We start from the raw sequence: 13,154 nt of genomic DNA on the forward strand, positions 1-13,154 counted from the left end.
CCCTGTCCGCTTCAGTCGCCGGTCAGCTCCACAGCTTGCGGTCCAGCATCCGGTAGTTGACCGCCTCGCTCACGTGCTCGGCGCCGATGGTCGGCTTGCCGTCGAGGTCGGCGATCGTGCGGGCCACCCGCAGCACCTTGTCGTGCGCGCGGGCGGACAGGCCCAGGTGGTGCACGCTCTCGCGCAGCAGCTCCGCGCCGCGGACGTCTGGCCGGCAGTGCCGCCGCACCTCCTGCGGGCTCATGCTGGCGTTGGTCATCACGCCCGAGTCCTCAAACCGTGTCCGCTGCACGCGCCGGGCTTCGGCAACCTGCTCGCGCATGGCGGTGCTGCTGGTGCCCTCGACCACGGACGACAGCTCCTGGTAGTCAACCGCCGGCACCTCAATGTGCAGGTCGATTCGGTCGAGCAAGGGTCCCGAGATCTTCGCCATGTACCGCTCCACCTGCATCACCGAGCAGTGGCACTCGCGACGCGGGTCGTTCCGGTAGCCGCACGGACACGGGTTCAGCGAGGCGATCAGCATGAAGTCCGCCGGGAACCGGTTGCTGGCCAGCGCCCGGCTGATGGTCACGTGCCCGTCCTCCAGCGGCTGGCGGAGCACCTCGAGCGTCTGGCGGTTGAACTCCGGCAGCTCGTCCAGGAACAGCACACCGTGGTGCGCGAGGCTGATCTCGCCGGGCGAGGGCGTCGAACCGCCGCCGACCAGGCCCGCGTTGCTGATGGTGTGGTGCGGCGCGCGGAACGGCCGCTGGGCCATCAACGCCTGGCCTTCCTCTAACCGACCAACCGCGCTATAGATCCGGGTGGTGTCGATCGACTCGTCGGCCGACAGGTCCGGCAGGATCGTCGGCGCCCGCTTGGCGAGCATTGTCTTGCCCGACCCCGGCGGGCCAAGCATCAGCAGGTTATGGTTTCCTGCCGCAGCGATCGTCATCGCCCGCTTGGCCATCTCCTGGCCGCGGACGTCGGCGAAGTCCACGCTGTAGCCGCCGTGCACGGCGAACAGCTCCTCCACGCGGCAGGGCTGCGGCTCGATGTCGATCTGGCCGGCGAAGAACCCCACCGCCTGCGCTAGGCTCTCGACCGCTATCACCTCCAGCCCCTTCACCACCGCCGCCTCCGAGGCGTTTTGCTGCGGCAGCACCAGGCCCCGCACGCCCGGCTGCCGCGACGCCGCCAGCGCCATCGACAACGCGCCCTTCACGGGTCGGGCGGCGCCGTCCAGCGCCACCTCGCCGACCACCGCGTACTCGCTGAGCCGCTCGATCGGCATCTGCCCGCTGCCCGCCAGCACGCCCAGCGCGATCGGCAGGTCGAACGAAGCGGCCTGCTTCGGCAGCTCGGCCGGCGCCAGGTTAATCACGATCCGGTCGTGCGGCCGCACAAACCCGCTGTTGACCATCGCCCGCTCGATGCGGTGCGTGCTCTCGCGGACGGCGGCCTCGGGCAGGCCGACTAGGATGGTCTTGGGCATCGCGCCGGGCGACACGTCCACCTCCGCCACCACGGGCAGCGCGTCGATTCCCAGCAGGCTGTAGGTGTGCAGCTTGGCAAGCATGGCTCGGCCCTCCGGATACTGTACGCGTGGACAGTATGCCGCGGGGCGCAGCCGAATGCAACCATCGAATCGCTGGAATCGATCGGAGAACCGTTTGGACCACCCAGCGGGGCCCGACTTTTGTCCCTTCTGGCGCTATCGATCCTTAGGGACAAAAGTCGGGCCCCACCGCTCGCCTGAGATTCGTTTCAGGCTTGTATAGTAGTGTCTGACGAAACGCACCGATTTTCGACGGCCGACTTTTGTCCACCCCTGTGGGTCGCTAGGGACAAAAGGGGACAGAACTCGTCGGCGCCCTCGGGCAGCCTGCCAACCTCACGCCCGTCCCGCCTGGATTGACGCCATCGCACCCCTTATTGGACCGCGCTGGGTGGCCGGTTTCTACTAGAATCCGAGGAGTTATCGACAGCGCGATCATCAGGAACCGCCATGCCCCTCCGCAAAACGTTTGTCATGTCCCTCAACCCGGGCTGCCGCGCTGAGTACCAGCGGCGGCACGACGAGCTGTGGCCCGAGATGGTCGACCTGCTCCACACGCACGGCGTCCGCAACTATACAATCGCGCTGCTGGAAGAGACCAACCAGCTGTTCGGCTACGCCGAAATCGAGAGCGAAGCACAGTGGGCGGCAATCGCCGACACCGAGGTCTGCCGCCGCTGGTGGGACCACATGCAGGACATCATGGCGACCAACCCCGACAACAGCCCGCGGTCCATTGAGCTGGTTGAGGTGTTCCATCTGGAATGACCGCCGCACAACCGGGGTCGGCCCCCCCGCGACCCCTGCCCTCGCGCGACCCGGACCAAGGAATCCCCCTGATGAACCCGCGCCGCCCGATCTTGCTCGCGATCTTGTTGGGCGTGCCAGTCAGCACGGGCGCCACTGCCCACGCTAGCGACGACGCCTCGCGTGACCTGGCCGTCTCAACGCTGCGGGCGTTTGCCGCTGGCCGTGAGAAGCTCACGTCAGGTGAGTTTCGTTGCGAGGGTCACCTCGACCGGTCGCGGGACCCGATTCCCCCATGCAGGGGCCGTTGGCGGTCCACTGCGTCTTCGACAACGCGGCAGACAGCGTGCTGTTTGAGCAGAGCCTCATTGAGTCAGAACGTAAAGGCAAAGTCCGCCCCGTGCGTTACGCGTCGCTGCGGAGCCCTGAGGTAGGGTTGCAATGGCGGGAAGGAGAGCATCGGGTCGTCACCCGAGATCCTCAGGGACTGTTTACGGTCGGAGCAATGCCGTTCGATCCACGGTTGGTCGGCGCCATCACGTGGGGCACGTGGAACGGAGGCATCCGCTTGCCCCCGTACGTTGAGCACGTGCTCGACGGCGCTGAGCTGACCGCTGAGGTGGCAGACGACGGAACGCATCACGTTACCTGGGTAACCGACTCGAGCAGAAACACCAAGCAGGAGTTCTGGTTCGACCCCGCCCGCGACTACGTCCCCGTGCGTTATGCAGTGGTCACTCGTAGTCACGCCAACGCCGAGTGGAAGCAGCCGCTTGAGCAAGGCGAAACAACCTGGCGGGAAGTCAACGGAATCTGGGTCCCCGCCACAACGGAGCACAACGAGCCCAACTCGAAGCACCCCCGCCGCAGGAGCTACACATTCGAGTGGCTCTCCGTTAATCGGGCGCTGCCCCCCGATACCTTTGACCTGCAGAGCGTGCCATTGCCGCCGGGCGTGGAGGTCTTCGACCACTACGAGCGGCGGCAGAACGCCCGTCAGCGCAACGGAGAACGTGAGCGGCGGCCGCCGCCCGCGACTCAATCCAGCACGAAGGATGCGCCGCCGCTGTGGTCGCCGCAGATCGCCGTCACGGGGCTGCTGGCCTTTGTGCTTGTGGCGTTGCTGTTCACAACGCGCCGGTCATCGTAGCTTGGGCCTAGCTCTATCAGCAGTCTGCTAACGCCCTCGCTTGCGCGTCGCGGCGTTACTCGTGTGCCGTGGCGCCTTTGCCACTCTCCCACAAGACGATCGACTCGACGCCATTGTGGATGTGCGTCTCCGCAGGAGCGAATAAGCTATCCGGGCGTTCCCCCGCGGTCGAGCGCTGCGAGAGAGACCGTCAGATCTCGACGTGCGTGACCCCGTCGACCTCGTCGAAGTGGCCGATCTTGAGCAGCTCGCCAGGGGCGTCCGGCATCTCGGCGACGAACGCCGGGTCGCAGACCAAGAACGGGGGCGTCATCGCGATCATGGTCAGCGTGTAGAGGTACGAGCCGGAGAAGAACATGCTCATGAACCAGGGCGCCGTCTCGCCGGCGGCCTGCTGGATGAGCTGCTTGCGCTGCGCCCGCGACAGCTCCTCGTCGGCGCAGTAGCGGGCGACCACCGCGGCCCGCTGCAGCGGGTTGGTCAGCGCCAGCATCTCGTCGAAGCTGCAGCCGTCGGTGCGGCACTTGCGGTGCGTGCGGGCGGCGCCGAGCGCCACCTTGCGGCGTTTGAACTCCAGCCGGGCCTGGTACGCGTCGATCGCCTTCTGCCGCCGGTCGGAGAAGAACTTGAGCACCGCCCGCGGCGGCGTCAGCGCCAGGTTGAGCGCGGCGGTCGCGGCCTGCAGCGTCCGAACCGCGGGCGCCATCTCGGAGTACTCCTTGAACACCTCCTTCTGCACCCGGTCGATGGCGGCCATCAGGTCCTTCCGGGTGGTGAGGATCAGTTGATCGCCCGACTCGACGCACAGCGGCTTGAGGTAGTAGACCTTCACGCCCGGCCGACGGCCCGGCCCGGCCAGGAACTCTTCCAGGCGGGTCTGCACGCAGGCGGGGATTACATCGGTGATTTTGTCGAAGTCTTCCCGCTCGGTGACCATCATGAAGAACCGCCCCTTGGGCAGCCGGATCGACGCGCGGCAGAGGTCGATCTCGCGGACCTGTGTGAACTCGTCGCGGTGCTGCTCGATCACGGTCTGCCAACGCTGGTCGCGGGGCGTGAAGGGACGCGTGTGCTTGAGCATCGACTCGGCCATCGCGGGGCTCGAGTCCTTGGGCGGCGCCCAGATCGGGTCGCCGACCCAGGCCCCAAACGGCTCCAGCTCCTGATCCAGCGTGAACGGCTTGCCTTGGCCCGGGGCGACGATCGATGGCCGCACGCGTGCGGTGGGGGCCGGGGTCGTTTGGGGACGCTGGATCGTCTTGGGCATCGTTAGGGCTCCAACTAGCAGGGCAGATCAGTGGCGGACTGCAGCACGCCGCTGGCGAGAAACGACCGGACCCAACTCACGCTGCGCCCTGGGCGGCAAACGCCAACCAGGCGAGCACGTAGCTAGTCGCGGATCGCTGGGGAATCATTCGCCCTCGTGGGCGGGATCTTGCACGAAAAGCCGCAGCCGACTCCCACCCTATCGGCGGGACGCTTTTTCCCCGATTCTGCGGGCAGACCTGTCACCCTGGGGCCTGGCCAAGCGTCATTCAAATAAAGCGAGTTCGCCCCGCCCACCGCCCCCTCTGAGGAGCCCCCCATGCCAACCCCCGAAGCACTACACGACGAGATCCGCGCGTTCGAACAGCACTACGGCTACGACGCGGCCTACCTGCACGACCTGCTGGACCGCTCGCCGGCGGCGTTCGAGGTGTTCCTGTCCGCGCGGCAGATGAGCAGCTTCCGCCAGGCCCTGCCCGCGGACGCGTACTACACCGCGGCGGTCACCGTGATGCAGCGGCTCGACTGCGGCGCGTGCCTGCAGCTGAACCTAAGGATGGCGATCGAGCAGGGCGTCGCGCGAGAGCTGCTGGACACGCTGCTCGACCACCCAGAAGACCTGCCGCCGGTGCTGTCCGCGGTGCGGCAGGTCGCGCTCGACGTGCATCAGCAGCGGCAGCCGAGAGAAGAAATCGTCCGCACCGTGGAGGACGCCTACGGCGCCGCCGCGTACGGCGAGCTGGCGCTGTGCGTCACGGGCACGGCAATGTACCCCACGCTGAAGCGGGCGCTGCGCAAGGAGGCGGCCTGCGCGATCGGGCGGCCGGAGTTCTAGCGGTGGCGGGGCGCGCACCGCGGGGGCCGACCGGCGCGTCTAAACCGGTATTGGAATACCAGTTTGCTTCGCTTCCGCTGCTTTCCTTTTGTGGTATAAGAAGTACCATGTTGGTATGAAACTCCGACTGCAGACCGACTACGCGTTGCGGACCCTCATGTACCTCGGCTTTGTCGACCGCAAGGCCAAGGCGGAAGAGATCGCGGGCGTGTTTGACATCTCCAAGGACCACCTGGTCAAGGTGATCCAGCAACTGGTGCGGAGCGGGCTGGTGCGCACGACGCCGGGCCGCGGCGGCGGGGTCGAGCTGACGCGCGACCCCGGCGACATCCGCGTCAAGGTAGTCGTGGAGGAGATGGAGGGGCGGCACGGGATCCTGGACTGCGTACCGCAGCCCGAGGTCTGCCCGCTGGAGCCGGGCTGCCGGCTCCGCAGGCTGCTGATCACGGCCGAGGACGCGTTCTACGACGCCCTGGCCGACACGACCATCGGCGACCTCTGCAGGCGGGGCCAACGCGGCGGACTGAAGAACCTGGAAATCTCAACCTAGGCGGGAAGCGATGACGAGCAAGACAGGCAGATGGGCGTTGGCGGTGGTGGCGGCAGCGGGGCTGACCTGGCTGGCGCCGGGCGGCGCCGCGGAGGAAAATCCGGCGGCGCCCAAGGACCCCGAGCTCGACCGCAAGCGGACCGAGGTCCGCATGCTGGACGACATCTACAAGAGCGGGATCGTGACGATCACCGAGCACTACGTGAACGACGAGGACATGATCCCTGCCGGGACCGCCTTCAAGAAGATGTTCGAGGCGGCCGAGAAGAAGGGCTGGCACCGGGTGCGGCTGATCGACGCGTCCGGCGAGCCCTACAGCGACGAGAACGTCGCGGAGGACGCTTTCGAGAAGGACGCCGTCAAGCGGCTGGTGAAGGGCGAGCCCTGGGTCGAGGCCGTTGAGGTCCGCGACGGCACGCGGCACCTGCGCGTCGCGACGCCGATCCCCGTGGTGTTTGAGAAGTGCATCATGTGCCACGACAACTACGAGGAAGTGCCCAAGGGCCAGGCGATCGGCGCACTGACCTACCTCGTCCCAATCGACGGACCGCTGGTCACCAAGCGTAGCAAGGCCGGCAAGTAACGCAGCTAGGGGTGGGCCACGGCGCCGGTTGCCGCCCGCTTGGCGGCCGGCAAGCCGTGGCTGGCGAGCGCATCGTCGTACAGCCCCAGCAACTTGCGGAACGTCGAGTCCCAGCCGAAGTGCTGCTCGACGTGCCGCCGCGCGTTGCGGCCCAGCTCCTGCCGGTTGGGGGCCACCTGCTGGATGTTGTCGGCGAACGCGCGGGCGTCGTCGACCGGGCCCAGGGCGCCCAGCTCGGACGGAACGCGCTCGACCAGCGCCCCCGCCTCGACGCCCACCACCGGCAGGCCGGAGGCCTGGGCCTCGAGCACCGACAGGCCGAAGGTCTCGGTGGGCCCGGCCGTGACGTACAGGTCGGCCGACGCGAGCAGGTTGGCGAACCGGTCGGGGTCGTCCTCGTAGGGCAGCACCAGCGTGCGGCCGTTCTCCTTGGCGCGTTTCTCTAGCTTGCCCCGCAGCGGGCCCTCGCCGACCAGGATGAGATGGGGGCGCATGTCGTCGGGCAGCAGCTCGACCGCGTCGACCAGCAGCTCAACGTGCTTCTCCACGTCCAGCCGCCCGGCATAGATCAGAGCGAGGTCGTTGTCGGGGACGCCCATCGCGCGGTGCACCTCCTGCGAGCGGCGGTCCGGGGTGAACCGCTGGAGGTCGACCCCCAGCGGCACCACGTGCACCTCGGGCACGTTGTGGTCGACCAGCCGCGCGGCCTGCTTGGGGGACGAGGCCATGCGGAGGTCGCAGTGATCGAACACCGAGCCGACGTACTTCTCGGCGCCCTTCTCGGTCAGCTCCGCCAGGCGGTCGCCGAGCCACTCGATGGCGTCGTTCCACTCGCCGAAGGCGTGCCGCATCGGCTGGCCGACGTACGCCTCGGCGATGTCGGTGTGGAAGTAGCCCCCCACCACGGTCGGGTGGCCGGCGGCCTGCCGGTCCTTGCGGTAGCCGAACACCGGCCAGGGCGCGACGTAGAAGCTGCCCAGCTCGACCACGTCCGGCGCCGACTGGTCGAGCGCTTGGCGGATCTTGTCGGGCCGCCAAAAAAAGCGGTACGGCTCGCAGCCGGGCAGCGTCGGGCTGGCGATGCGGTGGATGGTGCAGCGGTCGTGCTCCTCCACCTCATCGTGATGGCCGGGGACGATCAGCACGTGGTGGTGATTGGTGTGCTCGAGCAGGTAGTCCCGCTTGGCGTCGATGTAGGTGCGGATGCCGCCGCTGGTCTCGGTGTACGAGAGGGTGACGTCGCAGAATCGCATGGGTTGGCTCCCGTTGGGTTCCCGGTGGTGGTTCAGGCGGAGTCGTGCAGCACGACCCTACCGCCGCTCCCGCTGTGGGGCGTGTAGGCCTCGCCGAGCGGAAGAGTGAATTGTTCGGGTTCGCCGCCGCCGCGGATCACGCCCCTGACCTGGCCGTCGGCCAGGCGCTGGACGCTTATCGTGAGTCCGTCGGCGGGCAGGCTGACGTTCAGCTCCCGGCCGGCTGAGGCCGGCGGCAGCAGGGGCCGGAAGGAGAGCTCGCCGGCGTTCGACTCCCTCCCCGCCAGCACCTCGATCAGCAGCGTGTTCACCAGGCCGGACCAGCCGACAAACTCGGTCACCGGCTTGGGGCCTAGCGTGACCCGCTTCCAAGCGTTGCCACGCTTGCGGGTCAGCTCCTCGACGTCGTGCCGGTCGGGGTCGTAGAACTCATAGACTCGGCGGCAGTTGAAGAACGTCTGGTAGACGCCGGCGCACAGGCGGTAGGCCAGCTCGGCGGCCTCCTCCCAGTAGCCGTAGCGTTTGAGCCCGCAGATCACGCCGAACGCGACGTTGATCCACACCGGCCCCCGCCACATGTCTTTCTGGAACGACGGCTCGTCCCGCGCGACCGACGGCAGCGGGGTCAGCGTGCCGAAGGACCGCGGGTCCATAATGTGCTCGAGCATCCGCCCCGCGCGGCCCACGTCGGGTATGCCGGCCCACAGCGGCAGCAGGCTGGCGATGGTGCGGCAGCGGAGCAGCTCGCCGCTGGCGGTGTCGAGGTCGTAGTACAGGCCGTCGTCGTCGCTCCACAGGTGCTCGTTGACCGCGTCGCGGACCATGCTGGCCGACGCCCTGTGCAGCGACGCGTCGCGTGGCAGGCTCAGCCGGTCCGCCAGCTCGGCCAACGCCTCCCCTTGCAGCACCAGGTACGCCGAGAAGTCCGGCGCGGCGAGCCGGCGGGTATCGTCGAGGCGGCTCTCGTCGCGGTTGCTGAACCGCGGCGAGTTGTCGATGCCCGACTCGTACGGGTGGGCCCAGGCGAACAGGCCGTTCGGCAGTCTGCGGCACCGCATCAACCACGCCCGGTACGCCTTGAGCGCTTCGTAGTCGCGGACCAGCGCTGCGCGGTCGGGCGCTGGGTCGTCGTTAATGCACCGTGCGAGCGACCACGCCAGCAGCGGCGGCTGCGTGTAGCGCGACTGCACAAAGTCCGCCACCACGTGCTGCAGCCGATCGTCGTCGCGGAGGGCGAGCACCGCGCGGTTCACGTCGAGCGCCGCCTGGGGGTCCCAGTGCCGCCAGACCTGCGCCGTGAAAGCGGAGTCCCACAGGTAGACACCGCGGAATGCGGGTGCCGGGTGGGCGTATCGGATTTCCGAAAGCACGTCCGGGGGCTGCAGGTTCAGCAGCAGCGCCGCGTTCACAGCGGCAAAACCTTGGCCCCACGCGGCGGTCTCGTGGGGTGGTCCCGAAACGTGCAGTGTGGGCGGCTGAAAGGCAATCCCCTTGTCGGAAAGCAGGGCCGGCGGGAACTCCGCAGGGGCGGCGTCCCGGTGCCGGCCCAAGAGGTGCGACCATAGCACCATGTCCCATCCGTAGCGGCTCAAACGGCTCAGACGGTTCACCAGACGCGACGCCTGCCCCGAGCGGTGGCGCACAAGGCGGAGCAGTCCACGCACGGGGGCGGTGAGCGCAGCGTACAAAGCGGTGGGTCCTCCGGTTGGGGCAGACCGGTTCACGGCGACCGGCCCATTCGGGAGCCTCAAGAGCACAGGAGCCTATGGGCAAATGATGCGCCACCGCGGCCGCCTTAGTCTACCAGGCACATCGCCTGCAGCTGCAGCACGGTCCGCCAATTGCGGGCGGTGGCCGGCGTCCCGAGCCATTTTTCCGCACCCGCGGCCAGTTTCGAGCGGCCGATACCCGCGGGGGCGTGCAGGTAGAACGCGTCCTCGTAGAGCGACCAGCGCTCCGAGTCGGCCTTTGCAGCATCGAGAGCAGTGGAATCGGCCCGAGCCGGGGTAGCAGACAAGAAGTAGAGGTGCAGCGACTTGGGGTCCGAAGCCGCTTCCGGGAAAGGGTTGGCGGCGATCAGCTCGTTCAGCCTCGCGGCCGTAAGCGTCAGCACGTGCGGCCGGAAACCGTGGGCCGTTTCGACCTGCTTGGCAATCGAGTCCGCCAGCCGACGCGCGTCCTTCCGCGGCGACTCGAACACCGCGTTGCCACTCTGGATGTACGTCCGCGGGTTCTTGAGCCCTAGCGACGCGAGCCCCGCTGCCCACTCCTTCATCGGCAGCCGATTCTTGCCCCCAACGTTGACGCCCCGCAGTAGTGCGACCCAAGTGGGCATAATGGTTGTTTGATGGTGGTGGTTGGTTTGTGACGCGTGGTTCTGCAAGTGGCTACCAATCGAGGCACACACCCCAAATCTGGCGTCCGCTCCGGACAGCCAACCACCTACTACTTACCACCTACCAAATACCAACTACCACTTACCACCATCCATCAATACCGCGGCATGCCCGGCTCGATGTCCGTGGCCCACTGGTCGATGCCGCCCGCCATGCTCTGAGCCTGGGCGTAGCCCTGCGCGCGGAGCCAGTTGGCCACCTGTGCGCTGCGGCCGCCGTGGTGGCAGTACACCACGATCGGCTCGCCCTGCTTGGGCTCCAACTCGCCGACGCGGGCCTGGATCTCGCTCATCGGCAGCAGCGTGGCGCCGTCGATCGTGGCGATTTCGAACTCGCTCTGCTCGCGGCAGTCCAATAGCACAAACGCGTCGCCCGCGTCCAGCTTCTGTTTGGTTTCGGCGCAGGAGATTTCTAGCGGCAGGTCACTCATTGGGGGCTTCGGCCTGGGCTGTAGGGGTGGCGGTTGCTGGGGCGTCGAGGTGCATGCTGTACAGCACCGGCGCGATGATCATGGCCACCACGCTAATCAGTTTCAGCAGGATGTTGATCGACGGGCCCGAGGTGTCCTTGAACGGGTCGCCGACGGTGTCGCCGGTGACCGTGCTCTTGTGCATCTCTTCGTACTCCTCGCCCCACTTCGTCTGGCCCTCGTCCTTGGTCTGTTTCTTGGCGTTGTCCCACGCGCCGCCGGAGTTGGCCTGGAAGATCGCCAGACAGACGCCGGAGATCGTCACGCCCACCAGCAGCCCGCCCAGCATGTCTGGCGAGATCACCCCGATCACGATCGGCGTGATCACCGCCAGCAGGCCGGGGGCGACCATCTCTTTAATGGCCGCGCGGGTGGCGATGTCGACGCAGTGCGAGTACTGGGCCTTGCCGTCGGCGGCGGCGATGACCGCGGCCTCCTCCTCGGAGGGGTCGCGTTCCTCGCTCTCGGCCCGCTGCGCGGCGTCGAGCGCCGGACGCAGCTCGGGGATCTCGCGGAACTGGCGGCGGACCTCCTGGATCATGTCCTGGGCCGCCTTGCCGACCGCCACCATCGCCATCGCGGAGAAGCGGAACGGCAGCATGCAGCCGATCAGCAGGCCGACCAGCACGTACGGGTCCGCCGCGTTGATGGACACCGTGCCGTTCATCTTGGTCAGGTAAGCCGCCGTGAGGCTCAGCGCCGTCAGCGCCGCGGAGCCGATGGCGAAGCCCTTGCCGATGGCCGCCGTGGTGTTGCCCACCGCGTCGAGCTTGTCGGTGCGGGCGCGGACGTCGCGGCCCAGCTGGGCCATCTCGGCGATGCCGCCGGCGTTGTCGGCGATCGGGCCGTACGCGTCGGTCGCGAGCTGGATGCCGAGCGTGGAGAGCATGCCGAGCGCGGCCATCGCGATGCCGTACAGGCCGGCGCAGTAGTACGCGGCGATAATCGCGGCGGAGATCACCAGGATCGGCGCCGTGGTGCTGTTCATCCCGACCGCCACACCCTGGATGATGGTGGTCGCGTGGCCGGTGCGGGCGGACTCGACGATGGTCTCGACCGGGCGGCGGTTGCAGGCGGTGTAGTACTCGGTGATCATGCCGACGGCGATGCCCGACGCCAGGCCGGCCACCACGGCCAGCACCACGCCGTACCAGTGGAAGGTGGTCACCGTCGCGTCCAGCACGCTCTGCACCTGCACGCCGCCGGCGGGGATCATCGCCCAGATAGCGATCACGGTGCCCACCACCATAATTCCGCCGGAGACGAACATGCCCTTGTTCAGGCCGGCCTGGGGATCGCCCCCTTCCTCGGTCTTGACGAACGAGAAGCCGATGATTGACGCGACCGCGCCCACCACTGCGACCACCAACGGCAGCAGGATGCCGTTGATGCCGGCGCCGACGAGCGTCTCGCCGGCGACGACCACGCCGCCGTACCAGGCGACGCCAAGGATCATCGACGAGATAATCGCGCCGACGTAGCTCTCAAACAGGTCGGCGCCCATGCCCGCGACGTCGCCCACGTTGTCGCCCACGTTGTCGGCGATGGTGGCGGGGTTGAGCGGGTGGTCCTCGGGGATGCCGGCCTCAACCTTGCCCACCAGGTCGGCGCCGACGTCGGCCGCCTTGGTGAAGATGCCGCCGCCGACGCGGGCGAACAGCGCGATGGACGATGCCCCCAGCGAGAAGCCCGACAGGATGTTCAGCACCAGCATGGTCGCGGCGCCGCCGTCCAAGGAGCCCTCGTACATGTTCACGTACACCAAGAGCAGCCCGCCCATGCCGAGCAGCGCCAGGCCAACCACCGAGAGGCCCATCACCGATCCGCCGGCGAACGCCACCTGCAGCGCGGTGTTCAGGCCGCCCCGGGCGGCGGCGGCGGTGCGGGTGTTGGCCAGGGTGGCGGTCTTCATGCCGAAGAAGCCCGCCAGCCCGGAGCAGACCGCGCCGATCACGAACGACAAGGCGATCAGGCCATTCGACTCGGGGTTCTCCTGGCCGGCGCCCATCCGGTGGTTCACGTAGCCCAGCAGAGCCGCCACCACCACCACGAAAATGGCCAGCGTGCGGTACTCGCGGGAGAGGAACGCCATGGCGCCGTCGGCGACCCAGCCGCCGATCTTCTGCATCCGCTCGTCGCCGGGGTCCTGTTTGCGAACCCACGACGCGCGGTTCACCGCGTAGACCAACGCGGCGACCGCCACAACGGGAACTGCGTACAGAACAACACCACCCATGACGCGACTCCTGAGAATCGGATAAGAGAATTAATCGTCCGTGACTGGGAGGGCGGGCCCTCCGTCCTTTTGTCCACGCGGCAGTGAGAAGGCCGGGCAACCAGCGAGGAGCCGTCTGCCGCGGGCCAG

Annotated in this window: 12 protein-coding genes; 5 read left to right on the forward strand and 7 right to left on the reverse strand. The window is 67.8% G+C overall.

Features of this window, described 5'->3' with window-relative positions; translation table 11 throughout:
* Window positions 1–22 precede the first annotated feature (22 nt).
* Window positions 23–1,561: a YifB family Mg chelatase-like AAA ATPase gene (locus KOR34_RS12030; RefSeq protein WP_146564824.1), complete on the reverse strand. Its 1,539-nt coding sequence runs from the start codon at window positions 1,559–1,561 to the stop codon at window positions 23–25.
* A 429-nt stretch (window positions 1,562–1,990) separates the two neighbouring features.
* Here KOR34_RS12030 and rhaM point away from each other — a divergent pair, with 429 nt between their 5' ends.
* Both rhaM and KOR34_RS12040 read left to right on the forward strand, forming a co-directional pair.
* The gene (gene rhaM, locus KOR34_RS12035) at window positions 1,991–2,308 is read left to right on the forward strand and encodes an L-rhamnose mutarotase (RefSeq protein WP_146564825.1); all 318 of its coding nucleotides are present in this window, start codon (window positions 1,991–1,993) and stop codon (window positions 2,306–2,308) included.
* A 484-nt stretch (window positions 2,309–2,792) separates the two neighbouring features.
* Window positions 2,793–3,437, forward strand: a complete 645-nt coding sequence (locus tag KOR34_RS12040) for a hypothetical protein (RefSeq protein ID WP_146564826.1) — start codon at window positions 2,793–2,795, stop codon at window positions 3,435–3,437.
* 190 nt (window positions 3,438–3,627) lie between these two features.
* On the opposite strand, the gene KOR34_RS12045 is transcribed toward KOR34_RS12040, so the two are convergent.
* Window positions 3,628–4,704 (reverse strand): hypothetical protein, encoded by a 1,077-nt coding sequence (locus tag KOR34_RS12045; protein ID WP_146564827.1) that lies wholly within the window; start codon window positions 4,702–4,704, stop codon window positions 3,628–3,630.
* A gap of 318 nt (window positions 4,705–5,022) precedes the next feature.
* Here KOR34_RS12045 and KOR34_RS12050 point away from each other — a divergent pair, with 318 nt between their 5' ends.
* From KOR34_RS12050 to KOR34_RS12060, 3 genes are all read left to right on the forward strand, one after another.
* Complete coding sequence (locus tag KOR34_RS12050; protein ID WP_146564828.1) at window positions 5,023–5,538, forward strand: hypothetical protein; 516 nt, start codon at window positions 5,023–5,025, stop codon at window positions 5,536–5,538.
* 115 nt (window positions 5,539–5,653) lie between these two features.
* Window positions 5,654–6,088, forward strand: coding sequence for an RrF2 family transcriptional regulator (locus KOR34_RS12055; protein ID WP_146564829.1), 435 nt, complete (start codon window positions 5,654–5,656; stop codon window positions 6,086–6,088).
* Window positions 6,089–6,098: 10 nt separating this feature from the next.
* Window positions 6,099–6,671 carry a c-type heme family protein gene (locus tag KOR34_RS12060; RefSeq protein ID WP_146564830.1) on the forward strand — a complete coding sequence of 191 codons (573 nt, stop codon included), beginning with the start codon at window positions 6,099–6,101 and terminating at the stop codon, window positions 6,669–6,671.
* Between the two features lie 5 nt (window positions 6,672–6,676).
* Here the strand turns inward: KOR34_RS12060 and KOR34_RS12065 are convergent, their stop codons facing one another.
* From KOR34_RS12065 to KOR34_RS12085, 5 genes are all read right to left on the reverse strand, one after another.
* Window positions 6,677–7,924, reverse strand: a complete 1,248-nt coding sequence (locus KOR34_RS12065) for a glycosyltransferase (RefSeq protein WP_146564831.1) — start codon at window positions 7,922–7,924, stop codon at window positions 6,677–6,679.
* A 32-nt stretch (window positions 7,925–7,956) separates the two neighbouring features.
* Window positions 7,957–9,612 carry an MGH1-like glycoside hydrolase domain-containing protein gene (locus tag KOR34_RS12070; RefSeq protein WP_146564832.1) on the reverse strand — a complete coding sequence of 552 codons (1,656 nt, stop codon included), beginning with the start codon at window positions 9,610–9,612 and terminating at the stop codon, window positions 7,957–7,959.
* 107 nt (window positions 9,613–9,719) lie between these two features.
* On the reverse strand, window positions 9,720–10,259 hold the full coding sequence (locus KOR34_RS12075) for a DUF1697 domain-containing protein (RefSeq protein ID WP_146564833.1): 540 nt from the start codon (window positions 10,257–10,259) through the stop codon (window positions 9,720–9,722).
* A gap of 155 nt (window positions 10,260–10,414) precedes the next feature.
* Window positions 10,415–10,750: a rhodanese-like domain-containing protein gene (locus KOR34_RS12080; protein ID WP_146564834.1), complete on the reverse strand. Its 336-nt coding sequence runs from the start codon at window positions 10,748–10,750 to the stop codon at window positions 10,415–10,417.
* On the reverse strand, window positions 10,743–13,025 hold the full coding sequence (locus tag KOR34_RS12085) for a V-type H(+)-translocating pyrophosphatase (RefSeq protein ID WP_146564835.1): 2,283 nt from the start codon (window positions 13,023–13,025) through the stop codon (window positions 10,743–10,745). The genes KOR34_RS12080 and KOR34_RS12085 overlap by 8 nt, the downstream gene beginning before the upstream one ends.
* Between the last annotated feature and the right edge of the window lie 129 nt (window positions 13,026–13,154).

Source organism: Posidoniimonas corsicana, from assembly GCF_007859765.1.
Classification (GTDB): Bacteria; Planctomycetota; Planctomycetia; order Pirellulales; family Lacipirellulaceae; genus Posidoniimonas; species Posidoniimonas corsicana.